Consider the following 26,471-nt stretch of genomic DNA (forward strand, 5'->3'; position numbering starts at 1 on the left):
CCGGGGCGCGCAATTGCCCGGCCTAGGGCACCCAGGTGGTGAAGTCGGACGCGGCGCAGCGGGCCTTCCCTGCCGGAGTCTCCGCAGGCTCACCCAGCTCGATGCACGCGATAATCCGCTCACCGTCCGGCACACCCAGAGGACCACGGGCATTGGGATCATCCATGATCGCGCCGGACTTCAGGTGAGTACCCAGACCCATCTCGCACGCGGCCAGGCTCAGGTTCTGAATGCCCATCCAAGCGGCCGCGTAATCCTCTTCCTTGATCTCGGGATTCTCGTCCTGCGCGATCGCCACGAGGAGCATCCCCGGGAGATCACGGTGTACGCGTGAGACCTTGTCGATCACAGCCTGCGCCGCCTCCGGATCCTCTACGCGCTTCGCCTTCCGCATACCTAGCGCCTTTCCGTAAGCCGCTCGCCCCTCCGGCCCGAGAACGTAAAAACGCCACGGTTCCGTCATCCGGTGGTTGGGTGCGCAGCAGACCGCACCGAGCAACCGCTCGATCTCCTCATTGGTGATCGCACGATCTGTGAAGTTCTTGATCGAGCGCCTGGAAGCGATGACGTCCATGACCGACATGCGAATTTCCTCGTGTTACGATGGAAGGTTTGTAAGACCGGAATCATGTGAACACAGGGCACACTTGAGAAGCCCTCGGCCCTGCTGTGAGCCAGCTCAGGCTGGCGAAATACCGGGCATCCACTCTACCCTCCCGGGTCCTTCACAAGGAGTCGGGTGTGTCGTTTCGAAAAGAACTGGGTCGGTTCGATACCGCGATGGTTGTGGTCGGTGGAATCATCGGTGCCGGCATCTTCATCAACCCGTATATCGTGGCACAGCGTCTCGACTCGCCCGCGCTCGTCATGGCGGCTTGGTTGGCCGGCGGGGTAGTCGCCCTGGCCGGTGCCCTGACCTTTGCCGAGCTCGGCACGCTCTTCCCCAAAGCGGGCGGACACTACGCCTACCTGCGCGAAGCCTACCACCCCATGGCAGGCTTCCTTTACGGCTGGGGCCTCCTCTTGATGATCGAGGGCGGCGCGATCGCGGCAGTCGCAATAACCTTCGCCGAATACACGCTCCGGTTGGTCGGAAATACGGGAGCAGACGGGCAGATCCTGGCGGTGCTCGGCATCGTCGTCGTGGCGGCGGTGAATTACGTCGGTGTGAAACCGGGCAGCCGGGTGCTGAACACATTTGTCATCCTGAAGCTGATCCCGATCGGCCTGCTGATCTTCGCCGGACTCTTCCTGCCGATTCGGGAGACCGGAGCCGAGGCGGCCATCGGTGCAGCAGCTGGCGCCCTCGAGCCGATCGTCCGACCGGGGGGCGGAATGCTGCTGTTCGCGTTCGGCGCGGCACTCATCCCGATCATGTTCACCTACGGAGGATGGCAGAACGCCAACTACGTGGCGGAGGAAATGAAGGACCCGGTTCGCGACATGCCCGTTGGGCTCCTCGCCGGAACCGCCCTCGTCGTGCTCGTCTACGGACTCATCAACTTCGTGTACCTCAAAGTCCTTGGGCACACAGGACTCGCGAACACGCTCACGCCCGCGTCAGATGTCGCCGACCTGTTGTTTGGCACAACTGGGAATTTCCTGATCACGCTCGGCATCGCGGTATCGACCTTCGGCTTCTTGAACCTGACCATGCTTGCACCGACTCGCGTGTATTACGCGATGGCCCGGGACGGCCTCTTCCCGGAGCGCGTCGCCAGACTACATCCGAAGTACGACACCCCTTCTGTCGCCATCGTCATCCAGTCCGTCTGGGCGGTGGTGCTCGTGACGACCGGTTCGTACGCGCAGCTCGTCGATTACGTCGTGTCGGCCGACTGGTTCTTCTTCGGACTCGCTGGGGCATCTCTGTTCGTCTTCAGGAAGAAAATCCCTCTCGCTGAGCGCCCCGAAGGCGTCTTCGCGACCCCCTTGTACCCACTGGTCCCGGGACTCTTCGTTGCCGTATCAATCTTGATTCTGGGGAGTGTGCTCTGGAACAACCCGGTACGCTCCGGAATCGGATTCGCCATACTCGCGGCCGGGGTCCCGGCCTACTTCTACTGGAACGCGCAGCTCGTAGGTAAGGGCGGCGCTGATACCTCAGAGACTTCCATCGATGTCTGACACACGTTTTCCAGAGACTTGGGCACCTTATATGACGTGGGCCAAGCACCACGCTAAAGCCAAGTACGACCTCACGGGCTCCAACCTCCTGCCCTGTTCGATGGATGAGCTTCCTGGAGCACGAGACGCGCTGGAGATTTACGGACGGAACGACGATGGCTGGCCACCTTTGGTGGAAGCGATCGCATCTCGTTTTGGGGTCGCCACTGAGCGCGTAGCCACGGCACCCGGAGCGTCAGGGGCCAACTACCTCGCTCTCGCAGCTCTGGTCCGTCCCGGTGACACGGTGCTCGTGGAATGGCCAGGGTACGATCCACACATGGGCGCTGCCCGCTTTTTGGGCGCGAACGTCACGACATTCCAGCGTGGATGGGAGCAAGGGTTCACACTCGACGCGGACGAGGTCGCTGCGTCGATCACGAGCGAGACCCGCGCCATCGTCCTCACGAACCTCCACAACCCTTCTGGGGCGTACGCCGAACCGGAAGCACTGGTGGAGGTCGGTAAGCTGGCGAAGGTAGTCGGAGCCAAGGTCATCGTTGACGAGGTCTATCTCGATGCGCTGGAGGGAGTCGATAACTCGCCAGCCGCCACACGCGACGACGTCTTCATTTCAACGAACAGCCTTACCAAGTCCTATGGCCTGGCGGGTATCCGGGTGGGCTGGGTGCTTGCGGACCCCGAGACCGTGGAACGTATCAACCGAGTGCGGGACGTCATCGACGCTGTCGGCTCGATCCCGTCCGAGACACTCGGCGTCCTCGCCTTCGAACAGTTGGATGGGCTACTGGAGCGTGCCCGAGGTGTCCTTCACCCGGGCCAGGCGATCATGCGTGAATTCATGGCAGCCCACCCCAGGCTGGAATGGGTCCAACCCATCGGTGGATCTGTAGCCTTTCCCCGTATTCAAGGAGTGGAGGACGTGGGGCCCTTCGTCACCCGAGCGGCAGCCGACTTCGATGTCGGGGTGACGCCCGGATCGTACTTCGGAGCCCCAGCGCATTTTCGGGTGGCGGTGGCTGGAGAACGGGATGTCCTAGAAGACGGCCTCGCCGCACTGGGACGCGCCTTAACAACACACTTTGGTGATGTGTAACGGTTCGGAAGCGTCAGCGTCCTTAAATCCTCACGACGGCGCAGCACACGAGGCCTCGTTCAGCTACCCGAACGACATCGGCGTGAGTCCTGACGGCCGCTATCTCTATGTGAACGACGTCGAAGACCTCCACAGGCATCCTGCTCCTCTCTCGCCCCTGGTGATCCGCCGAATCGACCTAGGCAGTAGCCGCTGAGTCGTCCTTCTTCTCGCTTCCGCCCCACACAGTGGCCGGTACGATCAGACCCAAGAAGACGATGTGGTACCAGGCAGGCATGAGATCCCAATACGTATACTCGACGAAGATGCCGACGGCCAACTGAATCAGGGCGAACACCCAAACGGTCTTCATAGGTGACTCCTTCTTCACAGAGGCACAGACAAATCCGGCCACAACCGAGATCACTACGCTGTAGATGATGCAGGCGATCAACACGCCGGTGTGCGTCAGCGGCTGTCCCGTAACGATGATCTCTGGCAACGCGACCGCGGCGATCTGATTGAAGCCCAACCACAAAACGGTCCACAGTACAAACGCCGCGATCACACCACCGATTGCTCGGCCCATAACACACCTCCTGCTGGTCTTCGGATCACCCGGCGCGGCCCGAATCTTCGCTGCTCAGTCCGAAGGGATGCAATCCCTGAGATCGGGTGACGACCGGAGCGCGCACTGTCCTCCAACACCGGGCCTTGCCGAAGACCCCGCACAAACGCCAGCATACCTGCCTGACTCAACTTGGAGCACCGCATGCCCAGGCTTGGCCCACACAGCATATGAACACCCTAAAATCAGTCCTCGGAGCCGGCGCTCTCGCGCTCGGCGTCGTCGCAATACTCTGGCTTCGCGCAGACACCGAGCGGGCACCTGAGCCTGTGGCGTTCGCCGCAGTGGCCAACGAGCTCTTCAACTCCGGCGGAACACTCTCCGACGCATGGGCGGACTTCGACGGTGACGGGGACCCCGATCGGTTCGTGGGCTTCAACGGCACGCCGTCCCGGCTCTACATGAATGTCGGCGCTGGTGACTGGGTGGACGTCGCAGCTGATGTTGGTCTGGCGGTGGAGCGATCTGTGCGCACGTCGTCCTGGGGAGACTTCGACGCCGACGGAGACCCCGACCTACTCCTGGGTTACGCGGGCGATGCTCCGGTCACGGCATTGTTCCGGAACGACCGAGAGAACGGCTTTGTGAATGTGGCGGCAGAGACGGGGCTCGAGTTAGCAGAGGGGACGACTCGCCAAGCCTCGTGGGTGGACTACGACGGTGACGTTGACCTCGACCTGTTTCTGGGTATGCGGGACCGAGCCAACCAGCTCTTTCGCAATGACGGCCCTGGCTCCAGCCCCCACTTCGCGAATGTCACGGATGAGTCCGGCATTGGTGACACGCGGCGCACCGTAGGCGCGGTCTGGGCCGACTTCGACCAAGACGGCGACTTCGACGTGATCGTCGGCAACATGAACGGCGATGCCAACGGGCTCTTCATGCAGGACGCGGGACACTTCACGGATGTCGCCCCCGGAACACCCGTGGCTGGCGGCGGGCGCGGCGTGGGAGACGAGGCGCTCGGGACAGTTCGGCCCTGCGCTGTCGACTATGACAAAGACGGTCACCTAGACCTCTTCTTCGCCAACTATGGTCCGAACGAACTCCTACGCTCGGCGGGCGACGGGCAGTGGGAATCAGTCGGAGAAGCGCTCGGTCTTCGTGTCGACGCCCGGTTCGACAGTTGCATCTGGGGGGACTTCGACCACGACGGTACTGAGGACCTCTTTGTGAACGGCACCGTGACGGGCGGCGTCCAATACCCCGACTATCTCTTCCGGCGAGAAGGCACTGAGACGTTTGTGAACGTCCTCCCGTCCGACCTCGCGGGCCTAGCGCTGGACCATGGAGCTACCTGGGTCGACTTCGACGGTGATGGGGACCTCGATCTTTCGGTGAACGGCGCTCCGGAGGACGGGGTCCATCTTCTTCTGCAAAACCTCCTGCGGCCCGAGTTCGCTGGACAGTCTCTCCAGGTGCGAGTGCTGGATGGGAGTGGTGCAGCTACCCGGACTGGCGCTGAGGTACGGCTCTTCGCGGCAGGAACGGACGAGCTTCTCGGCTTGCGACTCGTCGATTCGGGCTCTGGGTACGACTCGCAGTCGGATCTCCCGGTTCATTTCGGACTCCCGGGGGCACAACCCGTAGACGTCGCGGTGACGATTCTGGCGGGAGGCGAGAGGCTCACAGCTACGGTCACCGATGTCGACCCGGCTGAGTACCGAGGCCGTGTTCTCGAGCTTCGCGTGGGCCAAAACGGCGAGGTCGCGCGCTAGCGCTCAATACGCTGGGCGCTTGTGCGACCCCCTATAAGGCCGCAGCATCGGAATCCGTTCGTATTTCGATGTTCGCAACGCTCGAGAATCGCATGAACAGAGCTGTCTTTGCTTCCGCCTGCCTCCTGTCCATATCCGCACCCGCCTTAGTGGCCCAGGAGGCCCAACGCCCCCTGACCCTTGATGACTACGGGGCCTGGAGCCGGATCACTCAGGTATCGCTATCCCCAAACGGACAATGGATGGCCTACGCCCATCAACCGAACGACGGAGACGCGACATTCTTTGTGCGATCGCTGGACGGAGACGACACGCACGAGGCGATGAACGGGACCGTGGCGGCCTTCTCCAATGACGGGCGCTGGGTGGCGTTCTTGACCTCCCCCCCCGAAGAGGAAGCGGACCCACTCCGCGAACAACGAGAGCCAATCCGGCGGGCACTCCATCTCATCGATCTCGCGACGGGCGAGGAATCCGAGGAGTCCTCTGTGCGCTCGTTCGCCTTCAGCGAAGATGGGCGATTCCTCGCAATTCATCGCGAGAGGTCCGACGCGGACGCGGAACATGAGGGTTCCGATCTCATTCTGCGCGACTTGACCCAAGAGACGATGCTCAGCTTCGGGAACGTGTCAGGCTTCTCTTTCAACGAAGCCGGGGATCGCTTGGCATACCTCGTCGACGCAGATGCGATGTCGGGGAATGGGCTCTACCTGGTCACTCCGAGTGACGGACGGATTCGTCCGCTCGACACTGGCTCGCACAAATACGACGACCTGGCTTGGAACGATGCGGGCACGGGACTGGTCGCGCTCCGTGGATCCGAAGAGGAGGGTTTCGTCCAACGGGAAAACGTTCTAGTCATCGCTTCCGGCCTGGGCGGCTCGCCTCACACGTCGACGTACGACCCGTCCGACGATACGTCCTTCCCCGCGGGATTCGTGCTTTCCGAACTCGCGAACACGCGGTGGACTCAGGACGGGGATCGTGTCGTCCTCGGGATCAAGGAGCAGGAAGCGGACGTCGACGAAGACGATGAAGAGGGGCCGAACGTCGACGTTTGGCACTGGGCAGACGACCGGCTCCAGTCCGTGCAGATGGTCCAGGCGAGCGCGGACCGCCGCTCTACCTACACCTCCGTCTACAACGTGGATGACGGTCGCTTCGTACGCCTAGCCACAGACGCGATGCAGCGGGTCGACATCACAGACGACGGACGTTGGGGGCTCGGCCGACACACTGGCAGCTACTTGGATGACCTGACCGTAGCCGGAGGACTCGTGGACTACGTGCGCATAGACCTCGAAAACGGCGAACAGCGTGAAATGGTCAACGGCCTCCGCCGCGCGATGGGGACCTCTCCGGACGGCGAGTGGTTCATCTTTCTCCAAGACGAAGAAGTGCACGCCATGGAGATCGCGTCGATGGAGCGCACGAATCTCTCTGAGCAATCCGGTGTCGACTTCGTAAACCGCGAGTTCGATCAAGTGAACGAGGCTCCGGCCCATGGTGTCGCGGGCTGGACCGAGGACGGGTCGATTCTCCTCTACGACAGATGGGACGTGTGGCAGGTCGCCCTCGATGGCGGGAGCGCCTTGAACCTTACAGGCGGCATGGGCGACGCCGAGAGCATCCGCTTCCGCATGGCTCGCCTCGATCCAGAAGCCGACTTCGTCGACCCAGATCAGACGATCCTGTCCGCATACGGCGAATGGACAAAGAAGTCTGGCTACTTCCGCGCACGCCCTGGCCAGGCGCCGGAGCCGCTCCTGTTCAGCGACGAGATGGTCGGGCAGGTGCGTAAAGCAGCCGATGCAGACCGCGTCATCTTCACGCGGCAGACCTTCGAGCGATTCCCTGACTATTGGACTGCTGACACCGGCTTCAGGAATCCGACTCAGGTGACTGATGCGAATCCGCAGATCGCAGAGTTCGCGTGGGGCCGCCGCGTCTTGGTCGACTACACGGACGATCGCGGCAATGACCTGCAGGCCACGCTCGCCTTGCCCGCCGGATACGTCGAAGGTCAACAATACCCGACCATCGTGTACTTCTACGAGAAGATGTCGCAGCGACACCATCAGTTCTCGATGCCGGTTTATGACGATCGACCGCATATGTCGACGTACGCCAGCAACGGGTACGCCGTCCTCATGCCCGACATCGTGTACGACGACGGTTACCCAGGAAGTTCGGCTCTGGACGATGTCGTGAGCGCTGTCCAAGAGACGATCGAGTTAGGCTACGCCGATCCGGAAGCTGTCGGATTGCAGGGCCATTCTTGGGGAGGATACGAGACGTCGTTCATCCTCACGCAAACCGACATGTTCAAGACGATCATTACGGGCGCTCCGCTCACGAATCTCATGAGCATGAACAACATCCTCTACAAACGCTCCGGGAATCAAAACGGTCCCATTCTCCAATTCAGTCAGGGCCGCATGGGCGACCAGCCGTGGGACGACATGGAGCGTTGGATCAGTCAGTCACCGGTCCATCACGCGCCGAACATCGAGACACCATTTCTGATTCTCCATGGTACGGAGGACGGAGCTGTGGACTGGAATCAGGGCCTCGAGATGTACACCGCGGCACGCCGACTCGGGAAAGAGGTCATTCTGCTTTCGTACCCCGACGAACCACACCATCTGGCGAAGGAGGCGAACCAGAAGGACTTCCAGACTCGGATGAAGCAGTATTTCGATCACTACCTCATGGGGCTTCCTGCTCCAGAATGGATCACAGACGGCGTGCCGTTCCTTCGCAAAGGGCGGGAAAGCTCGAGACGAGTGATTTCGTGAGCTGACGACCGCGCGCCTGTGCACTGGCAGCGCTGTTCCTCTTGGGCGGGTGCGTGAGGGGCGGAAGTGCGCGCGGACAGAGTACGCGTATGATCACCGCCGAAGACCTCGTGCCAGGCCGATACTCGAACGCCATGGACACCATTACGAAGCTTCACCCCGGTTGGATGAACAGAGTCACCGACATCTTCGCGGACGGTCACCGGATAGACGAAGAGGACCTGCGGCTTGAAACTCCCGCTTCCATTCAGAGCATCAGCCTCCTCCAATGCGAGCAGGCGATGATCAAGTGTCCGGTGCGCTGCGTGTCGCAGACCTATCTGGAGATCGTCCGGAGACGATAGTCGCTGACGCCCGAACTACCAGCTCTCGATCTTGTCCTGAGCTGTGAAGAACAGCACTCGTTCCTTCACGGGATCACCGGTCAGACGGGTCCAAGCCTCCGCATAGAGATCGACTTGGCGGCGATACGCATCCACACGTGTGCCGAAGTCGGGGTCGGTGCCGACGTCAGTCTTATAGTCCGCGATGACCCAGCCACCCTTCTCGCGGAACGCGAGATCGATGACACCTTCCAGGATCTCTGGAACGTCCGACTCCTCTTTTTGCTCCCGCGCCGGAGATGGTGCTTCGATCGCCATCCCAAAGAGGTCCAGCTGTTTTTTCCCCTTGGTGAGCTCTGTCGCTTCCACGGGGGGCTGCTCGGCGGCGGTCTCGCGCACATGGACAACGGAGAACGGCACCTCGGCTAAGACCTTGTCCGCAGCTTGTGCACGCGCCCACAACTTCGAAGCGAACACCTTTTCCACCACGGCCAACAGTTCCATCAATTCAGTGGGGTCACCGTGGTCATCCTTCGGACGCTCGTAGTCGATCAGCAGATCACGACACACCACCCGAAGCGCTTCTGACGACACGCCCGCTGCCGCTGCGGCGAGCGCCCCGTGGACGGCACTCCCCCATGAAAATCCTCGAAATGCTCCGCGGGGCACAGCTTCCCCAGATGGAACGTCCGAAGTCGCGTGGGATGGATCTCCTTTGGCGATTTCGGTCACCGATCGGTGCCTGAACGACGGCGCTCTCAGTTCCTCCAAGCGAAGCTGCGCTGCTTCCGCCGCGGCATGCGCGTCCTCTGGAGACAGATCGACAACATCGGGTTCGGGCGGCTCGACCGCGAACAGCCGTAGCTCTTCGGCCCGTTCGTCCAGCCACCCGTCCAGCGCCCTCCACGGCGACCGGCCTGGTCCCCCGGGCCAACGGGCCACCAGCAACTCTTTCTTCGCACGCGTAGCGGCTACGTACAGCAGGCGCACCTCCTCCGCCGCTTCGAAACCACGCTCCTTCGCATCCTTCTCATCCCAACCCTCCGGGAGCGCGAGAACCTGGTCGCCTCCCCAGCCTCCGCGCGATTCGGTCACGCGCAGATAACCCAGGGCCGTGCCGTCCTCGCCTCGGCTCATGTGAATTTCAGGATTTCTGGCCCGAGCCCCGGTCGGGTCCGCGAGCACGACGACTTCTGCCTCAAGCCCCTTCGCCTGATGCAGATTCATGAGTCGCACCACATCAGGCCTTCCAGGCTCAAGCGGTGCCTCAGCCTCGGAAAGATCGAGGGCGGCGCGCAGGGCCTCGAGAGCACCGGGCAAGGAGGCGTCTCCGGCCAGCGCAGCCGCCCGCACCGCGTCCAGGGCGTAGAGCAACGCCCCAGCGCGTAACGAGCCAAGGTCACCTGCCGCGGCGAAGGGCAGAAGGCCGAGTTCGCTGGTCACACGAGAGACGAACACGTCGGCTGGTCCGGTACTGGCCGCTCTCCACCAGACACCCAATACCTCGAGCGCGGCATCCACGTCGGGGTGCCCGCCACCCCGAGGTCGAATAATTTCGAAGGCGCCACCCGCCAAACGGTGTTGGACCAAACGTTCGTAATCGATGCCGAAAAACAGCCCGACCAAGACAGCCAGTACCTTCACTGGATTCGTCGGGTCGATCATACATTCCAGCAACGCTTGGAGTTCGCGGAGCTCCTGCTCGACTCCGACACCGGCTCCGGTGACTTGCACGGGAACGGAGTGCCCTTCGAGCGCTCTGGCGTAGACTGCGATGTTCGAACGCAGACGTGTGAGAATCAGGAAGTCACCAGCAGTGCGCTCACCGGAGGCCAGCCGTTCGGCGATCCAAGTCGCGATGCGACCCGCATCGTCTTCAGCCGCACCCCGATTCGTTCTTCCTTCCGGAGCGATGGCGTACCAAAAGACCCCGTCCGGCTCATCGTTCTGGGGAGGCCGTGTGTTGAGCGGCTCGAACGAAGCTTGCTCCGGCGTAGCCTCAGGAGGAAAGAACCCCTCCTCTTGGAACAACTCGTTCACGAGATCCCCAATGGGAGGGCGTGAACGAAAGTTCGTGGTAAGCTCCAGCACGTCCCCGAAGTCCCGAAAACGGTCCTTCACGAAGCCATAAAGCTGGATGTCCGCGCGGCGGAAGCGGTAGATGCTTTGTTTGGGATCCCCCACCACGAAAAGAGCTCCCTCCCGCGGCGCGACAGACCTCCAATCCGTGGTGAGCGGCGGCTCATCACCTTCCGGCTCCTCCTCATTCGGCTCGGAGGCGAGGAGCAGCATGATCTCGGCCTGGAGTGGATCGGTGTCTTGGAACTCGTCGATCAGAATCCGGCGGTATCGGCGCCCTAACTGTTTTCTGACATCGTTGTTTCCGCGCAGAAGATCCGCCGTGAGCACCAGCAGGTCCTGGAAGTCGAGCCGCCCCGTGCGCTTCCGGTGCGCCGCGAAGTCTCGCGCCGCGTGAAGGCCGAGCCGGACAGCCAGCCGATACCGGTGACCGTACCATCGGTTCACCAAACGGTGAGCCGGTGTGTCCCCGACCCCGAACGCATTCACGTTGTCGCATAGGGCCTTCGCCAAGTCCCCATCCTTCCAACGGTTCTTCGTGATCTTGTGAGGAGTCGATCCACTCTTACACAACTTGGACAGAGCATCAAAGAGCTCCGGAGGCTTCTTCCACCCCGTGACATCGCGGGTGAAGTGGAGCGTCCGTAGCTTCTTCTGGAGAGGATCCCAACTCCGCTGTGGTTCGTGGTCCGGCATCAGCTCCCATGCGCGATCTACGAGTTCCTCAAGCTGTCCGCAGACCTCGGTCAGCTCGGACGGTTTTGGAGAAGCCACCTCATCCGTCGGGAAGTCGACGTCGGGATTTTCGACCAAGTGATTGAAGAGCCCCCAGAGACGCGATGGCTGTAGTCCGGCATCGGACAACTCTTCGAGGATCGGGTCGGCATCGCGGACGAGCCGTTCGAGGTACGCCTCCCAGAAATGGCGCCGGACCCGAATTCGTTCTTCGACGGGAAGTTCCTGAAACGCCGGATCCAGACCGACTTCCAACGGACGCTCTCTAAGGAGCCGAGCGCAGAACGCGTGGATTGTCCCGATGAAAACCCGATCGATGTCATCGAGAGCCCTCGCAAGCCGCTCTCGCAGCAGATCATCACCCCCACCACCCGCTTCCTCTCGGACCCGGTGTTCGAGACGGATCTGGAAACGCTCTCGCAGCTCCGCAGCAGCTTTTCGTGTGAACGTGACGGCCGCAATTTCCTCGACCGTGGCCTTTCCGGACCCGACCAGCGCAACCATGCGAGAAACCAACTCGGTAGTCTTGCCCGAGCCGGCCCCGGCCTCCACGAGGAGATTCATCTCGAGGTCGATCGAGATGCGTTCGCGCGCGGGCGCGTCGTGAAAAGGCAGTGAAACCACTGCGTTATCGGTCATCGCGGCAATGTGGTCTCGGCAGGGGTCTGGGGGAAGGTGTCCCAAGGGCGCGCTAATTTCCCTCTGCGCGGTCCAGCAACGCCCGCACCCGATCTGCCGGTACGCCCAGGTTGGAGCCGCCGAACTCGGGGAGAATCGCAGTGTTCACAGCCACGACCTCACCTGCAAGCGTCAGGACCGGACCGCCACTCCCCCCGCTCGTGGTTTCAGCGTCATAAACAACACGGGCAGAAGTGACCTGACCCACGATGCCTCGCGTGGCCAGCGGCTGCATGAAGCCCGCTAGGGATAAACGTTCCGCCTGTTCGTAGAAATCCACGACGCCATCACTCTGGAGCTGTGCCACGAAGTAAGCTTCGCTGCGAGCCATGAGAGCCCTCAATCCAAGCGGATACCCCACGACGATCACCGCATCACCCGGAACGGGGGCAGCGTTCGCGAGCGAGACGAAAGGAAGTCGGCCGGACATGTCCACTGCCTCCAGCACCGCAAGATCCGCATCGTCGGCCGCGACCATCAACTCGACATCAAAAGGACCCGCGATGTCGGGGAGGTAACCCACGAATCGATGCCACTCCGCCCTGAAGCCTGAGGCCAAAATCCCACGGGCCGCGTCGTCGAATTCCCACGGGATCGCGACGTGGCGGTTCGTTACCACGAGGCCATCGGCGCTCGCTACGAAGCCCGTTCCAGTTACGAATATCTCGAGCGGCGGCCCCTCTCCCTCCAAACTGAGCGCCGGATGCCCTAAGGGATTCGCAACAGGTCTTCCATCTGGGCCCAGGATCATTCGAAGCGGCCGATCGGTACCCGGCTCCATGAACTGATAGGACCCCTGCAGGAACAGCGTGGCTTGAGCCGCCGCCGCAACGACACGGGCATTCGCGGTCGAGCGTGCTTCTAGTGAATCGACCCGGTCCCGCGTGGCCCTCAACTCCGTGGCCACCTCCGCGAGATCATCCGCGTTCAGCTTTTGGGCGCTCGCTGTCTCCACGAGGGCGGATAGTCCTTCCACCCGTTGAATCTCATCGGTCAACTGATCTTGCAGTTCAGCATTCCGATTCCCCAGCACGACGATGGCGGCTGTCAGAGACAGGAGCGCGAGCACCATGAAGGCTCGGAACGATCGAGACGTGTTCGTCACCAACTCACGGGGCACGCCAGTCGCAAAAGAGGAGGCCTTCCGGACCACCGTCTGTTCCATGCGCGCACACTCCAAGCAGTCCTCAAATACCTGCGGAAGTGACTTGTACGGCTCGATGCCCGCCTCATAGATCCGGAAACGGAGTAGCGCTCCATCGCGTCCGATCTCGAGTACGTCACCGGACGCCAAAACGAGATGTTCGACAGCCTCACCATTCACCCACACTTCGGCGTCGGGAGATGTCGTGATCTCGTAGGTATCGCCCCTGCGCGTCAGGGTGGCATGGTGCGGCAGGGGCAGGGGTTCAGTGTCCGAAGGAATACGGACCGCACAACTCGGATCCGTCCCCACACATGAACGTTCTCCGCCCAACCGCACGGTCGTGCCCCTACGACTGCCAGACAAAAACACGACGACAAGGATCGCCTCACTGGGTGCCGGCAGTCCGTGAGTGTGACCGCTGGTCACCTACACACCTTCTGCATTCAGGTCGTAGTGCATGATCCGGCCATGGCGACCGTCGCGATCACGTTCGAGCCCGAAGACAGGACCGGAGGGCCCCGGAGCAGCGTCGATGAGTCCGCGGATCCGATCGTTATCGCGCGCTGTCAGAGCGAATCGAAAGGCGCCGAGATTACGCTCCATCTGTCCTAATCGGGTCGCTCCAACGATCACTGCCGCCACCGCCCGCTGATCGAGCACAAAACGAAGAGCTACGGACGCGATATCCGTCTCATGCCCATCCGCCACCTCGCGCAGAGTGCGAAGGAGCGCCTGTAGCGCATCCCATCCTCCGAATTCATCGATGATGAGTCGGTACTTAACGAGCGAACGATTCGTGCTCGCGGCGGGATCCGGAGCACCTAGCCAGCGGTCCGTCAGAAAGCCCCCGGCGAGGGTTCCAAAACAGAGGAGACCCATGTCTTTTTGCACCGCATAGGTTGTCAGCGCTCCCTCAGCTCGCCGATCCAGGAGCGAGTATTGGATTTGATTCGACACCAGTCGCCCGCCCGCGTCCTGCGCCCTCTCGATCCTCTCCACGTCGAGGTTGGTCACTGCGAGATGCCGGATCTTCCCCGCATCACGCAGGTCGGAGAGGTACTCCACCGCGTCCTCGGAGCCTGGCACGTCGTCCCGCCACCAGTAGAACTGGACGAGATCGAGCCGCTCGATCCCGAGTCGGGTCAAAGACCGATGGATGATGTCATTGACGTAAGAACGGTCCAACTGCTCGAGCGCATCATAGTCGGGTACAAATTTGGTGTGCACCTGGAGCGCACAAGCGGTCGAGGTGGACGCCCACTTCTTCAGGAAGCGCCCATACAGCTCTTCCACACCGGTGTAGATGTCAGCACAGTCAAAGGTCGTCACGCCCAACTCGGCGGAAGCCATGAGCACGTCGACCGTGGAATCGATGGCCTCCCCAGAGAGCCTGTGGCCTTCAGAGAATTGCCACCCGCCGTGAATGATCCGGGAGACCGAGTAGTCCCCCGCGAGCGTCCCAAATTCCATACGACTTGGGTCGGGGTTCAAGCGGTTGATTTTCCGAGAGGAACACGCGTAACGTCGCCGTGCCGGAACGTGGTCTGGCCTATTCGTGTGATGCGAAAGCGTCCGCCACACAGCGGATCCGGGCAAGCGACGTCCCTATCGGTGGTCATCCAGTCGTTCGGGTGCGTCTGTCGCTGCTTCGCGGGCAGGAGCGGTAGTAGGGCAGCGAGCGAGTAGAACGGAAAACTCTGTCCCGCGGGCAGCGTCATGTTCTCACCGGAGACTTCGAAGTAGTCGCCGACCTTGTGGTTACACACCATGGGCTGGTCGCTCGCCACGACCTCAACCCTGAGATCGTAGAGCGTGAAGTCGTCAAGTGAAGGCACCAATTGTTTCCTTTCAGTGGGAGTGCCCGCAACGTAGGATTCCGCCGGCCGGAGCACGACCCTTTTACCGCGACCCAAACACGATGGTCCCCTTGAGAGATCCCTCAGAGCCGACGGCGAAACTCACCTTCTTCGGAGGGGTGGGCGGTGCACTCGCGCCGTTCGTGGTTTTTCTCACCGGAATTTCTTGGCTCGGGCTGGCAGGTGCACCTGACGAAACAGGCTTTTGGCCCATCGTCTTGCTGGCCCTCATCGCCGGACTGGGCCTGGCTCACGACCGATCCGCATACGCCGACGCTGTGGTAGACGGGATGAGTCGGCGCCTCGTGATGATCATGGTGCTGGCCTGGATCCTGGCCGGAGTCCTTGGGACTCTCCTTCGCGAGAGCGGACTCGTCGACGCATTGGTTTGGGCAACGAGCGTGATGGGTGTGTCAGGCGGAGGCTACGCGGTAGCCGCATTCCTGGTGTGCGTGGTGTTCTCGGTCGCGACCGGAACGAGCCTCGGAACGCTTCTGGTCTGTGCGCCCTTGCTCTACCCGGCGGGTGCCGCCCTCCACGCGGACCCGGCCTTCCTGATGGGGGCGATCATCGCAGGGGCCACCTTCGGCGACAACGTCTCACCGATTTCAGACACGACGATCGCATCGGCGACGACGCAGGAGGCAGACCTGGGAGGCGTCGTTCGGTCTCGCTTGCGATACGCCCTGCCCGCAGCCGCGATCGCGATCACGGTCTTCGGCATCTTCGGGGGTGCCCAAGGAGGGGCGACGGTCACGCTCGACATCTCACCCGACGCCGCCGGCCTCACCATGTTGCTCGTACCAGCTCTGGTACTCACTCTGCTCGTTCGCCGAAGCCACCTGGTAACAGGACTCATCGCCGGAATCGTGACCGCAGCAGTTCTCGGTATGGTTCTGGGGCGTTTCGGGGTGGGCGACCTGATCGGCATCGACCGAGACAACTTCATCGCCACAGGACTCATCCTAGACGGAATGAGGCGAGCCATCGGAGTCTCGGTCTTCACTATTCTTCTCATGGGACTCGTGGGCGGCGTCGAAGCAGCGGGTCTTCTTGATCGCTTGATCACTTGGATTCGCCAGAAGGCGGCCCAAGCCCAGCAGGCCGAATGGTGGATCTTCGGATCCGTGACTGCCGCGACGGTCCTCACGACCCATTCGACCGTGGCCATTCTTACGGTGGGCGAACTCGCGAAAGACGTGGGCGAAGCCGCCGGCATCGGAGCTTACAGGCGCGCAAACATCCTCGATGTTGTCGTGTGCACGTACCCGTTCTTGCTCCCATTCTTCATTCCGGTCGTCCTCGCGGCTTCGCTCACTTCGGGAGCTGGGGACATGCCACGGCTCTCGCCTTGGAACGTCGGGGTGCACAACGTGCACTCGTGGGCACTCCTCGTGGTCATCATAGTGGCGATCGCGACGGGATGGGGACGCCGAGACTCGAAAGAACCCGTTACGCCTGAGTGACCGTACCATCTTCGGTGACGCTCACCATCGCTCCGACCGTGAGGCCTCGCTGGTCCTCTACGGAGACCTCAAACATCGGCACCGACGCATATCCGAGCTCGCGGCCGACGACGACACCCAGAGATAGAATGGCGTCGGCCTTTCCCATGAGAATCGCGGCAGGCGCATTCCCCTCTCGTACCAACTCGAGCATGATCGCGCTCGAAGAGCTAGAGCCTACCGCAGCGGGGATCGCTAGCACGGTGCCAGCAATCGACTGGCCGTAGTTCGGGTGCCGCGGATCGACAATCGTGCCCGCCACCGGATCGACTCCGCCCCAGAAGCTGATCGGGTGATCCAAACGTAGGAGCGGCCCTGACGCCTGCCCTGGAATGAGGGGCCGTCCGGTTACCACGACCACACCTCCGCGTCGCGCACGACCCGGCCCTGGACCCCCGACTCCACACAATCTTCCAGGCTCCCGTACAACACCTCGTACCCCGTGTTCGACGGCCCGTAGTGCGCAAACTTCCCCGAGTTCGTCATGAGCACGCCATTCACGGCGGGCAGGATCGGTGTCACCACCACGCATGTGTCAGCGATGATCTCGACACCCGCGCTTCGAAGAGCCTTGGTGTGCCCGCGTTCGTCCAACGTGCGGAGCGTCCCCCGCGCAGTGCACACATAAAACGGGATCGACAGGTGACGGCCGCTTAGAAAGCGTCTCAATGAATCGAATTCGTCGAGAGAGAAGTGAGGACTGCCCACCGCAATCGCATCGACCCCGTCCGCCTGATGCGCCGTCGACAAGCGCTCCAACGCGGGCATGATTTTGTCTGGTGTCGCTTCGATTAGAGGCAAGACCTCACCACCACTAACCGCCTCCAGCGTAGGAGCCTCCGGAGTGACACCGACCACGTGGAAGAGCGCGACAGCCCCCGTCGACGCAGCGGCCGCGCCGAGAGCCTTCAACTGGTCGCGCGTGACGGACTCGGGGAGCCCTACGATGGCGGCGATCTCTTGCCCGACTTCGAGTCCGAGCCAAGTACCGAGGACGGGGAAGAAGACATCACGGGCCTTGAGCGAAGCAGGAACCCGCGAGACGTCAACGACAACGCGAGCCCGCCGATTCTCCTCTTTGTGGAGACCGTAGAAAGGAGCTCGTCCGGAGATCGCACAACACGCATCGAGGAAGTCACCATACCGCTCGGTGCGAGCACCCAGGACCGAGTTCACAAAAGCGATCGCATTGGACTCGCCCCAGGCGACCTGCTCTCCCACGCCAGGCTCGTGTCCCACCTGATATGGGGCGCAGGTGAACGTCGCCTCGGCACCCATTTTTACGTAGGCGTTCATCTGTCGGCGAGCCATGTCGGTCTTGTGTGCGTCGGCTCGCACAGCTCCAGGATGGAGGAGGTCCAAGGCCCCCACGTTCAGCGTGGTCGGCACTGCGACCCTACCTCCGCCACGCACCAACGCCTCTGCAAACTCGACTCCGCCATCACCGTGATGTAGGCACCCGTCGATGTGGGCGGAAGAGACTTCCACCAAGGAGTCGGCACCCAACAGATCTCCCGCGGCCACCACGATGCGCATAGCCATCGCCGTGGCGTCACCGTCGGAACCGTTGAGTGCGTCGCGTTCGCTCTGGGTCAGGTGGAGTAGCATGGCCCCAGATTGGCCCTCAACAGAGAGAAGGGCCAGGGGGCGAACGGTTAGATTCAGTAATGCCCGCTGTGACAATCTCCAGGTGTTGGAGGACTCAGCGGAATCACGATCCTGATCACATCAGAGGACCTCAAATGAGGGCCAAGCTCTTCACCGTCGACGAACGCGTGCGGTGGTCCGCCGTCGACAAAGCAGGGATCATCTTCTACGGCGCTTATGTCGGTTTCTTCGAGATCGCGGAAATGGAGCTTTTCCGGGCGGCCGGGATCCCCTACAGCGAAGTCTTCGACCGGTTCGACATCTGGCTTCCCCGGGTGCATCTAGAGTCGAGCTTCCACTACCCATCCCGCCTAGACGACGAGCTACGCGTCGCCGCGTACTTCACTCACTTCGGAACGAGCTCGGTGAAGATCAACTTCGATGTGCTCCACAAAGGCGCCCATCAGTTAGCGGTCACCGGGCATGAGGTTCTCGTGTGCACGACCCGCGACTCCATCGAATCTCGCCCTCTGCCGGAAGCGCTTCTCGACGCGATGCGCCCCTACCTCATGACGGTGGAAGAAGCGCGAGCAGAGCTAGGCGTTCCGGCGACACCCTGACTCCGCAGGGCATCGTTCGAAGTCCTAGATCTATTCTATCCTGAGGGCGGCAGCCCGCGCCGAACACCCGACCGACGTGTCCGTGTAGACGAAGGCGAGATTGTCGTTGTCGAGAACAAGGCCCTGCATGCTCTTGGAGCCGGGGGTCAATTCCAGATAGATCTCGCCCGTGTCACGCCCAAGGGTGCCCTCGAGATCGAAAGCAGCGGGTTCCCCGCGTACCTGCCACGACCCAATCAACCTGATGCTGGCGGGGATCGCCCCCGCTGGGCGGAAGTGACTGAAACTGGCCTCGATGTCAGGGACCGTACAGATCGCGCTGGTAAACACGAAGGACCATTTCCCCTGCAACAACGCGGGATTGAAGTCCTCTAGGGCGGAGGGACTCGCGGCGTTGCAACCGACGACGGTCACGCAAAGCAGGGTCAACAAGCGTGTCTTCATTAAAACGGCTTTTTCGAGTCTTGGCCAGCAACAAATTGTAGCACATCCGGGCCGGTAATGTCCCGGCGCGCCAAGCTAGCAATGCCATCCCTCAGAGGCCATCGTGTGCACATGATTCCGATCGCACCTATCGAACTCGACGCCATCCAGGCTGCCCGCGACCGCATTTCGGACGTGGCGTTCCGTACTCCCCTGGTACGGCTCGACGTGCGCGGGCCTTCGCGGGAGATCTGGCTCAAGCTCGAGTGCCTCCAACCCATCGGCTCTTTCAAGATCCGCGGGGCGGCGAATGCCATGGCCCTAGCCGATCCGGACGTCCTGGCCCGAGGAGTCTACACGGGGAGCGCCGGCAATATGGCTCAAGGCGTTGCCTTCAACGCACGGCGACTCGGCATCCCATGTAGAGTCATCGTGCCAGACAGTGCGCCACAAACGAAACTCGCGGCGATCGCTCGCCTGGGCGCAACGGCCGTCACCGTGCCGTTCGACGAATGGTGGGAAGTACTGCGAGACCACGGGCACCCGGACGAACATGGTTTCTTCGTGCACCCGGTCAGCGATCCGCATGTGATCGCGGGAAACGGAACAGTCGGCCTCGAGATCTTGGAGCAACTGCCTGAAGTAGCAGGAGTAGTCGTTCCATTCGGAGGCGGGGGGCTCTCCTGTGGCATCGCATCCGCAATGGTTGCTGGCCACCCAGAGATTCCGACTTACGCCGCGGAGGTGAACACGGCTGCGCCGCTCAACGCGTCGTTCGAAGCCGGACAACCTGTGGACGTCGATCGTGTGCCCACCTTCGTAGACGGGATCGGTGGACGGGGTGTCCTTCCGGAAATGTGGCCCTTGGCATCCAGTCTCCTGGCGGGAAGTCGGGTCGTTTCAATCGAAGCCATCTGCGAAGCCATTCGGATCCTGGCCGAACGAACTCACGTGGTCGCTGAAGGCGCCGGAGGAGCCTCCCTCGCCGCAGCGATGCAGGGCGTCGATGAAGGGGACGGCCCGATCGTGGCTGTAGTGTCCGGCGGCAACATCGATGGAAACGTACTGGCCACGATTCTCGAAGGCGGAACGCCTTAGCGCCGTTTCGTCAGCCCAACGCGAGAGCGTCAGTCCTCGAAGGTCCTCACTCGCTTGAGTTGGGCGAAGGCGGGCCAGAGGCCTGTGTTCAGGTGCTCTTCCGACCAGTCGGAGAGCGGCGATTCCATCTTCCCGAACGACAGCGTCCGAGAACGGCACACCTCTGAGAAATCGCAAAAGCGGCAGTCGTCCGCTCGTTCTGTCGGGACAAAGCTCCCGCTGGCTACGGTGTCCAGCATGTGTCCAACCAACGTCCCGACACCGGCCAAGGCCACTCGAGGGAATACGAACGCTTGATTCTCTCCTCGGCGCGTCGGGAAATGGTACTCTCCAGCGACGACGTCCCCACCCAAACGCTTTTCTGCCGCGAACGAGTAGAGCGCGTGTTGCAGGCGCCGACCTCCGTTGAACGCCCCGGTTCCGGCCGCGAAGTCGTGGGGCATACCCGTCTTATAGTCCACGACGTGCACACCCTCGAGATTCTCGTCCACGCGATCGATCGCGCCCCGTAAGCGAACCTCACCTTCTTCCAACGGCATAACTACGGGATCGTCATCTCCAATCCCGAACTTCATCTCCAGCGCGACCCAAGGGGCAGTCGTTTGCCGAACCATGCGTACGAACGAGCGCACATCGTCTTCGAGCCCGGAGACCTCACGACGCTTCGCACCCTCGCCTGGCACTGGGACCTCACGCTCGAGACGTTTGACACTGGCGCCGAGCGTTTCCAGAGCGAGCGACTCGAACGCCGTGTCATCGAGTCTGAGCTTCTGCTCTCGTGCCTCACGCAGCGCGGTTTCGTAGACCTCGTGGAGCAGACCGCCTCGTCTCAACGGATCGAGCCACTTTTCTGGATCGAGTTCCGGGTCGTCGGGGGGGTAGGCCTTCAGAACCGACTTATGCAGATAACGGAGCGGGCACGTACCGAGGTCTTCCAGGCGGCTCGCAGACAAAACGAGGGCCGGATTTTGGCGGGGATCTAGTTCCGTGGGTCGTGGTTCAATTACCCCGTGGGCTGGCCCGGGGACCCCTTCCCGTCTCGCTGCTTGGGTGGTCAAGCCGGCATCGAGTCGGCCGAAAGCCGCCCTCACGTGGTCCACGCCGCGGCGCATGACCTTGCCGGATCCCAGCGCCTTCATCCAAATGTCGTCGACATCTAGAGGCGGCCGGTCTCCGGCCGGAATGCGACACACGACACGCCCCAACTCGGCGTGAAGATCCTCGAACGTGAGGTGGCCGTCCTGCCGGACGAGCCGAAGAACCTGAAGGAGAATGGGAGAGGGACTCACCGCGCGAGCCTCGGTCGCCTTCCATGCCCCGTAGCTCAGCGTAACCTCCGCTTGGTTGATCCGGGCAAAGAGCGCAGCAAAGCCGAATACCCGCTCGCGGAGCAACTCCGATGACGTTGGGAGACCCTCTCCCAAGACTCGTCGATCGCTATCCAACAACACCGGATCCTGCACGCCCATTCCGGGAACACGCTCTGCATCCGCACCGACGATGAATACGAACGGCCGACCTGTGTATCCACCATGCTCTAGATCCGAGAGATGCATGTGGCCACCCTCGGAAGACCACGGTGCACCGGGATCATCCGACCCACCATCCGGACTTGGAGCACGCACCCGGATCTCGAGGTAACGACGCAGGATCGTCACCGCAGCGCGGAACTCCGTCCTCCTTCGTAGTGTCGCCTCCACCCGCTCGAGAACCCGAACGACCTCGTCCCGAGCACTCCGGTCCGCACCGTCACCCTTCGGCACCCGCCGCAGAAACGCGCGCAGGCCTCGAGCGATTTCGGCAGGAGAGACCGGCCGACCTCCCTCGCCCATTCGGTCCGGAACATCGGGCGTCGCCTTCAAGGCCGGGAAGAGGATCGACTGAAGAGCTTCGAGTTCACCTTTAATCCGATCTCGCCGCCGGGTGAACACCTCTTCCGTCTCGAACTTCCCAGGCCGCATGGCTTCCACGGCTTCGATCCCGGAACGGATCTGAGTGCGATACCGCTTCCGTCCCCACCCGATCCGCAGGCTCCGGAACCGCCGAGACAACGCCGCAGCAGCGTGGCGTCCAGTAGCTTTTCGAGGCCTCAGGTCACCCGCCTCGAGGAGGCGGCGAATGGTGTGTGCCTGGAAGCCCTCTTCGATCCAATCGAGATACGCCCGCACCACCCGCCCCGGCCGCGTCCGCTCTACGGGGAGGCCGACCGCATAGGTCACCGGCAACCGCAATTGTGCGGACAACGCATGCATCGCCGAGCCGTAGGCAGCTGGATCGGGAGTCACGATCTCCACCTGATCCCAAGCGATGCCTCGTGCGGCGACCCGACGCACGACCTCCCTTAGTTCGTCCGTCACGGACGAAGCGTGGAAGAGTGACGTCTCGTTCATCTCCACATCCCCAGGACACTCATCAGGGCTATACAGATAGGAGGCCGCACCGCCTTCCGCGTGGCGATTCCACAAGACGGCGTCCGGCACCTCGAGTCCGACCACCGGATCTGTCTCCAAGACCTTCGCCCCCCGGGCCTGGAGCGCGGTCAACAGCCGTCCGGTCAATCCACGCGTGCTCAATCCGGGGAGCAGGAGAAGCTCATCCGCACCTAAGGACTCCGGCATACGAGTCCCTTCGTTTTCCAGGGCGACGAGCGCACGCTTAAAGATGGACGCTGTATCAGCCCGCCGCTCTCCCCCCAGGAGCCGCTCGTACCTTTGGAGAACGCGCAGTAGGAAGAGGCGCTTGGACCAATCGGAAAGCCGGGCCGCGTCGAGTTCTTTAGGCCCGATCCCGGACAGCCTCATCGCGATGACCGCACCATGCACTTTCTCACGAAAGCCCACGCCTTCTCCTAGATCCCCGAGCCCTGGCCCCTCACCTTTGAGGGCGGAATCAAGCGCTTCGTCCAAGAGGGCCTGCTGCTCGAACGCATCGACAATCCGAAGACTGCTCCGTTCCAGTTCTTCACGCGCGAGCCGAGTCGCCAATGGACGCGTAGTCACGACCTCAAAGCCCACCCACCCCGCACGATCCAAGGAAAGGCGTCGCAGTAGCTCTCTCCCTCCACCAAACGTCGGGGAGACGATCAGCTTGCGGGCTACCGGACGCCGCTGAGCCACTCGGGCCAGAGCTTCAACAAGGTGAGGTGCAGCGGAGGTGGTCATCCACTCCCGGGCGTGCGAGGTCGCGTGACGCGCCAAGATAGGTCCGGTACGCCTCGGGCGGGAGGAGGCCCGGACACGTCACATGAGAGACGGACCGCTCGTTCTATCATTGAGCGCCGATTGCTCTACCTCCCGCCACGAAGAACGCCATGCGACTCTACCGACGAATCCTACTTGCCACTCTCCTAACCGTCGGCGCCTGCGGCACCACTGAGCCGATCTTTTGCACAGAAGAGGCCCGGGCCGGGATCAACGTCACAATAACGGACGCCTTGAGCGGCAACGCGTTGACCGCTGGCTCCACGCTGACCATCCGGGAAGGCGACTATGTGGAACGTTCGACTGAGGCCTTCGGGAACACCATGGCCGGTGCCTGGGAGCGAGCAGGCACCTACGAGGTCTCGATCGCCCGAGAGGGATACCATACATGGATGCAGTCAGGTCTCGTCGTCAACGAGGACGACTGTCACGTCATTCCCGTGAACCTAGATGTAGCGCTCGAGGCCATCTCCGTACCGTGAGGAGTGCCGGAATGGCACCAGGAGTCCCCCCCCGTCCGCGCAGAGGCCCAGCGGGAGCACACCACCCGGAATAGCGACGCGCCAAGCGCGTCTCTTGTCGGTTATTTAACGAAGAGCATGTCGCGGTACGTCGGCACCGGCCACAGGTCGTCCGGCACGATCCGCTCCAGGCGATCGACAACATCCCGGACTTCTTTGAGGGCAGGAATAATATTTGCCCTCATGTGCTCCGCCTTGGAAACCACGTCGTCACCGCCCTGGTCCTGATTCCGCTCGGCAAGGACAGCTAGCTTCTCGGTGAGTTGATCGACCAGTGCCATCACCGCATTGGCTGTGACCAAGACGCCGTCGGCTTTCAGCCCGACATCGTCCGCCCGCTCAGCGGTCGTCAGCAATTCGCCCAGGTAACGGGTCGCTGCCGGCAGAATCATGGTCTGCGCCATGTGCTGGCCGGTCTCACCCTCAATGTTGATCGTCATGAAGTACTGCTCCACGAAAATCTCGTATCGCGACTCGAGCTCACGGTGTGACAGCACCCCGTACTTCTCGAAGAGAGCCGTGTTCTTTTCGTCCACGAGCTTCGGCAGCGCGTCCATCGTGGTACGCAGGTTCAGCAAGCCGCGGCTTTCGGCCTCGACCACCCACTCGTCCGAATAGTTGTCACCGTTGAATACAACGTGCTTGAACTCGGGGATCTCGCTCGCGAGTAGCGCACGCAGCGCCTCATCGAATGCAGTGCCGTTCGAGAGATCAGCCTCGAGCTTCGTGCACAACTCGTCGATGGCTTCGGCTACGATCGTGTTCAGGATCGTCGCGGGGAACGAGACGCTCTGCGACGAGCCGAGTGCTCTGAACTCCCACTTGTTACCCGTGAATGCAAACGGGGACGTCCGGTTCCTATCGCCCGCATGCTTCGGCAGACGCGGCAGAACGTTCACCCCGAGGCCCATCAAGCCGTTCGGCGTGCTCGTCTTGGCCTCCCCGGCACTTTCGATCTGCTCGAAGATGTCCCGAAGCTGGTCACCCACGAACGCGGAAATGATGGCCGGCGGCGCTTCGTTCGCACCGAGGCGATGATCGTTGCCCGCATGGGCGACCGACGCCCGTAGTAGGTCCTGGTGTCTCGCGACGGCCTTCAGAGTCGCAGAGATAAAGAAGAGGAATTGCATGTTGTCATGCGGCGTCTCTCCGGGCTCGAGCAGATTCTGGTCTTCGGTGGCTAGAGACCAGTTCAAGTGCTTCCCTGAACCATTGATGCCCTGGAACGGCTTCTCGTGCAGGAGGCACACAAGTCCGTAGTTGCGAGCCACCCGACGCAGCGTGTTCATCATGAGCTGCTGATGGTCGGCTGCTGGGTTTGCATCTTCGTAGATAGGCGCCATCTCGAACTGCCCCGGAGCGACCTCATTGTGACGTGTCGTCACCGGAACACCCAGCTTGTAGAGTTCGAACTCCACCTCATTCATGAACTCGAGGACCCGCGCGGGGATCGAGCCGAAGTAATGGTCGTCCATCTCCTGACCCTTCGGCGGCTTCGTGCCAAACAGCGTCCGGCCAGCCGTCATCAGATCCGGTCGACGATAGAAGAACTCCTCGTCTATAAGGAAGTACTCCTGCTCAGGGCCGCACGTCGCACGCACGGCCTTCGGCGGTGACCCGAACAGCTTGAGCGCCCTACGCGACTGCTGGTCGACCGCATGGATGGAGCGCAGCAGAGGGGTCTTCTTGTCCAGCGCGTCACCGGCCCACGAAGCGAACGCCGTAGGGATGCACAGGTACGCGCCTCCAGGACCTTCCATCAGGAATGCGGGAGACGTCGGATCCCACGCGGTATATCCGCGGGCCTCGAAAGTCGCGCGCAGGCCGCCCGACGGGAATGACGACGCGTCTGGCTCGCCCTGGACGAGCATCTTGCCGCTGAATTCGGTGATGGCCCGACCATCGCCAGTCGGCTTCAAGAATGAATCGTGCTTCTCCGCAGTCGAACCCGTGAGCGGCTGAAACCAGTGCGTGTAGTGTGTGGCGCCTTTCTCGAGGGCCCACTCCTTCATCGCGATGGCCACTGCCTCGGCCACGGAAGGGTCGAGGTCCGTGCTGTTTTGGATCGTGGACTGCAGGGCCTGGAACTGCGGCTCCGGCAGCCGTGACTTCATCTGATGGAGGCCGAAGACGTTCTCTCCAAACACGTCCTCGAGAACGATACGCTTCTGCTCGCCACCCTCTGCGACGGGAGCAGACGAATACTTGGCTGCAGCCAAGGTGTCGAAGCGGGGGATCACACGGCTCATGGGCGGCATCTCCTGGTCAGGCGCTGGCTCGATCTTCTGGGAGAGAACCTCGCAAGCACCACGGACCGACTCAATGGGCAACTCTCCTATTTTTGCCTAAATTT

At 62.0% G+C, this 26,471-nt stretch carries 21 protein-coding genes; 10 read left to right on the forward strand and 11 right to left on the reverse strand.

Annotated elements, in window-relative coordinates; genetic code table 11:
* Window positions 1-22: 22 nt before the first annotated feature.
* Window positions 23-583 carry a nitroreductase gene (locus tag P8L30_04410; GenBank protein MDG2239419.1) on the reverse strand — a complete coding sequence of 187 codons (561 nt, stop codon included), beginning with the start codon at window positions 581-583 and terminating at the stop codon, window positions 23-25.
* A gap of 158 nt (window positions 584-741) precedes the next feature.
* Between P8L30_04410 and P8L30_04415 the strand changes: the two genes are divergently transcribed.
* The 3 genes from P8L30_04415 to P8L30_04425 are packed head-to-tail and all read left to right on the forward strand — an operon-like array spanning window position 742 to window position 3,419.
* Window positions 742-2,127 carry an amino acid permease gene (locus tag P8L30_04415; protein MDG2239420.1) on the forward strand — a complete coding sequence of 462 codons (1,386 nt, stop codon included), beginning with the start codon at window positions 742-744 and terminating at the stop codon, window positions 2,125-2,127.
* The gene (locus P8L30_04420; protein MDG2239421.1) at window positions 2,120-3,223 is read left to right on the forward strand and encodes an aminotransferase class I/II-fold pyridoxal phosphate-dependent enzyme; all 1,104 of its coding nucleotides are present in this window, start codon (window positions 2,120-2,122) and stop codon (window positions 3,221-3,223) included. Before P8L30_04415 ends, P8L30_04420 begins: the two co-directional genes overlap by 8 nt.
* Window positions 3,216-3,419: a hypothetical protein gene (locus P8L30_04425; GenBank protein MDG2239422.1), complete on the forward strand. Its 204-nt coding sequence runs from the start codon at window positions 3,216-3,218 to the stop codon at window positions 3,417-3,419. Before P8L30_04420 ends, P8L30_04425 begins: the two co-directional genes overlap by 8 nt.
* On the opposite strand, the gene P8L30_04430 is transcribed toward P8L30_04425, so the two are convergent.
* Complete coding sequence (locus P8L30_04430) at window positions 3,402-3,791, reverse strand: hypothetical protein (GenBank protein MDG2239423.1); 390 nt, start codon at window positions 3,789-3,791, stop codon at window positions 3,402-3,404. The genes P8L30_04425 and P8L30_04430 overlap by 18 nt on opposite strands.
* Before the next feature lie 209 nt (window positions 3,792-4,000).
* Here P8L30_04430 and P8L30_04435 point away from each other — a divergent pair, with 209 nt between their 5' ends.
* The 3 genes from P8L30_04435 to P8L30_04445 all read left to right on the forward strand — a co-directional run bounded on the left by P8L30_04435 (window position 4,001) and on the right by P8L30_04445 (window position 8,690).
* The gene (locus P8L30_04435; protein ID MDG2239424.1) at window positions 4,001-5,548 is read left to right on the forward strand and encodes a CRTAC1 family protein; all 1,548 of its coding nucleotides are present in this window, start codon (window positions 4,001-4,003) and stop codon (window positions 5,546-5,548) included.
* Window positions 5,549-5,640: 92 nt separating this feature from the next.
* Window positions 5,641-8,346 (forward strand): prolyl oligopeptidase family serine peptidase, encoded by a 2,706-nt coding sequence (locus P8L30_04440; GenBank protein MDG2239425.1) that lies wholly within the window; start codon window positions 5,641-5,643, stop codon window positions 8,344-8,346.
* A gap of 89 nt (window positions 8,347-8,435) precedes the next feature.
* On the forward strand, window positions 8,436-8,690 hold the full coding sequence (locus P8L30_04445) for a hypothetical protein (protein ID MDG2239426.1): 255 nt from the start codon (window positions 8,436-8,438) through the stop codon (window positions 8,688-8,690).
* A 15-nt stretch (window positions 8,691-8,705) separates the two neighbouring features.
* Here the strand turns inward: P8L30_04445 and P8L30_04450 are convergent, their stop codons facing one another.
* From P8L30_04450 to P8L30_04465, 4 genes are read right to left on the reverse strand one after another with little or no spacing between them, the layout of a single operon-like run.
* Entirely contained in the window at window positions 8,706-12,122 is a 3,417-nt protein-coding gene (locus tag P8L30_04450; GenBank protein MDG2239427.1) for a UvrD-helicase domain-containing protein, read from the reverse strand.
* A 52-nt stretch (window positions 12,123-12,174) separates the two neighbouring features.
* The gene (locus tag P8L30_04455; protein MDG2239428.1) at window positions 12,175-13,734 is read right to left on the reverse strand and encodes a trypsin-like peptidase domain-containing protein; all 1,560 of its coding nucleotides are present in this window, start codon (window positions 13,732-13,734) and stop codon (window positions 12,175-12,177) included.
* The gene (locus tag P8L30_04460; protein ID MDG2239429.1) at window positions 13,735-14,778 is read right to left on the reverse strand and encodes an aldo/keto reductase; all 1,044 of its coding nucleotides are present in this window, start codon (window positions 14,776-14,778) and stop codon (window positions 13,735-13,737) included.
* A gap of 17 nt (window positions 14,779-14,795) precedes the next feature.
* The gene (locus tag P8L30_04465) at window positions 14,796-15,143 is read right to left on the reverse strand and encodes a TIGR04076 family protein (GenBank protein ID MDG2239430.1); all 348 of its coding nucleotides are present in this window, start codon (window positions 15,141-15,143) and stop codon (window positions 14,796-14,798) included.
* A gap of 92 nt (window positions 15,144-15,235) precedes the next feature.
* Here P8L30_04465 and P8L30_04470 point away from each other — a divergent pair, with 92 nt between their 5' ends.
* Entirely contained in the window at window positions 15,236-16,630 is a 1,395-nt protein-coding gene (locus P8L30_04470) for a Na+/H+ antiporter NhaC family protein (GenBank protein ID MDG2239431.1), read from the forward strand.
* Here the strand turns inward: P8L30_04470 and P8L30_04475 are convergent.
* Both P8L30_04475 and P8L30_04480 read right to left on the reverse strand, forming a co-directional pair.
* On the reverse strand, window positions 16,617-17,024 hold the full coding sequence (locus P8L30_04475; protein ID MDG2239432.1) for a DUF126 domain-containing protein: 408 nt from the start codon (window positions 17,022-17,024) through the stop codon (window positions 16,617-16,619). The two genes, P8L30_04470 and P8L30_04475, sit on opposite strands and share 14 nt — an antisense overlap.
* A complete protein-coding gene (locus P8L30_04480; GenBank protein ID MDG2239433.1) occupies window positions 17,018-18,277 on the reverse strand; it encodes an aconitase X catalytic domain-containing protein in 1,260 nt (419 codons plus the stop codon). Before P8L30_04480 ends, P8L30_04475 begins: the two co-directional genes overlap by 7 nt.
* A gap of 134 nt (window positions 18,278-18,411) precedes the next feature.
* Between P8L30_04480 and P8L30_04485 the strand changes: the two genes are divergently transcribed.
* Complete coding sequence (locus tag P8L30_04485; protein MDG2239434.1) at window positions 18,412-18,876, forward strand: thioesterase family protein; 465 nt, start codon at window positions 18,412-18,414, stop codon at window positions 18,874-18,876.
* Window positions 18,877-18,906: 30 nt separating this feature from the next.
* On the opposite strand, the gene P8L30_04490 is transcribed toward P8L30_04485, so the two are convergent.
* Window positions 18,907-19,320, reverse strand: a complete 414-nt coding sequence (locus P8L30_04490; GenBank protein MDG2239435.1) for a hypothetical protein — start codon at window positions 19,318-19,320, stop codon at window positions 18,907-18,909.
* 111 nt (window positions 19,321-19,431) lie between these two features.
* Here P8L30_04490 and P8L30_04495 point away from each other — a divergent pair, with 111 nt between their 5' ends.
* On the forward strand, window positions 19,432-20,397 hold the full coding sequence (locus P8L30_04495; protein MDG2239436.1) for a pyridoxal-phosphate dependent enzyme: 966 nt from the start codon (window positions 19,432-19,434) through the stop codon (window positions 20,395-20,397).
* A gap of 29 nt (window positions 20,398-20,426) precedes the next feature.
* Here P8L30_04495 and P8L30_04500 read toward each other — a convergent pair whose 3' ends face one another.
* A complete protein-coding gene (locus P8L30_04500) occupies window positions 20,427-23,558 on the reverse strand; it encodes a PD-(D/E)XK nuclease family protein (GenBank protein MDG2239437.1) in 3,132 nt (1,043 codons plus the stop codon).
* Between the two features lie 149 nt (window positions 23,559-23,707).
* On the opposite strand from P8L30_04500, the gene P8L30_04505 reads away from it, so the two are divergent.
* Entirely contained in the window at window positions 23,708-24,079 is a 372-nt protein-coding gene (locus P8L30_04505; GenBank protein MDG2239438.1) for a carboxypeptidase-like regulatory domain-containing protein, read from the forward strand.
* 101 nt (window positions 24,080-24,180) lie between these two features.
* Here P8L30_04505 and P8L30_04510 read toward each other — a convergent pair whose 3' ends face one another.
* Complete coding sequence (locus tag P8L30_04510) at window positions 24,181-26,367, reverse strand: glutamine synthetase III (protein MDG2239439.1); 2,187 nt, start codon at window positions 26,365-26,367, stop codon at window positions 24,181-24,183.
* Window positions 26,368-26,471: the final 104 nt, after the last annotated feature.

This window comes from Longimicrobiales bacterium (assembly GCA_029245345.1).
Classification (GTDB): domain Bacteria; phylum Gemmatimonadota; class Gemmatimonadetes; order Longimicrobiales; family Gaopeijiaceae; genus CALFPJ01.

Bases quoted from the DNA above. Each gene is read 5' to 3' on its own strand.
- P8L30_04490 (MDG2239435.1), bottom strand. From the start codon at position 19,320: ATGAAGACACGCTTGTTGACCCTGCTTTGCGTGACCGTCGTCGGTTGC.
- P8L30_04410 (MDG2239419.1), bottom strand. From the start codon at position 583: ATGTCGGTCATGGACGTCATCGCTTCCAGGCGCTCGATCAAGAACTTC.
- P8L30_04430 (MDG2239423.1), bottom strand. From the start codon at position 3,791: ATGGGCCGAGCAATCGGTGGTGTGATCGCGGCGTTTGTACTGTGGACC.
- P8L30_04495 (MDG2239436.1), top strand. From the start codon at position 19,432: ATGATTCCGATCGCACCTATCGAACTCGACGCCATCCAGGCTGCCCGC.
- P8L30_04505 (MDG2239438.1), top strand. From the start codon at position 23,708: ATGCGACTCTACCGACGAATCCTACTTGCCACTCTCCTAACCGTCGGC.
- P8L30_04485 (MDG2239434.1), top strand. From the start codon at position 18,412: ATGAGGGCCAAGCTCTTCACCGTCGACGAACGCGTGCGGTGGTCCGCC.
- P8L30_04435 (MDG2239424.1), top strand. From the start codon at position 4,001: ATGAACACCCTAAAATCAGTCCTCGGAGCCGGCGCTCTCGCGCTCGGC.
- P8L30_04450 (MDG2239427.1), bottom strand. From the start codon at position 12,122: ATGACCGATAACGCAGTGGTTTCACTGCCTTTTCACGACGCGCCCGCG.
- P8L30_04500 (MDG2239437.1), bottom strand. From the start codon at position 23,558: ATGACCACCTCCGCTGCACCTCACCTTGTTGAAGCTCTGGCCCGAGTG.
- P8L30_04510 (MDG2239439.1), bottom strand. From the start codon at position 26,367: ATGAGCCGTGTGATCCCCCGCTTCGACACCTTGGCTGCAGCCAAGTAT.
- P8L30_04425 (MDG2239422.1), top strand. From the start codon at position 3,216: ATGTGTAACGGTTCGGAAGCGTCAGCGTCCTTAAATCCTCACGACGGC.
- P8L30_04440 (MDG2239425.1), top strand. From the start codon at position 5,641: ATGAACAGAGCTGTCTTTGCTTCCGCCTGCCTCCTGTCCATATCCGCA.
- P8L30_04460 (MDG2239429.1), bottom strand. From the start codon at position 14,778: ATGGAATTTGGGACGCTCGCGGGGGACTACTCGGTCTCCCGGATCATT.
- P8L30_04420 (MDG2239421.1), top strand. From the start codon at position 2,120: ATGTCTGACACACGTTTTCCAGAGACTTGGGCACCTTATATGACGTGG.
- P8L30_04445 (MDG2239426.1), top strand. From the start codon at position 8,436: ATGATCACCGCCGAAGACCTCGTGCCAGGCCGATACTCGAACGCCATG.
- P8L30_04480 (MDG2239433.1), bottom strand. From the start codon at position 18,277: ATGCTACTCCACCTGACCCAGAGCGAACGCGACGCACTCAACGGTTCC.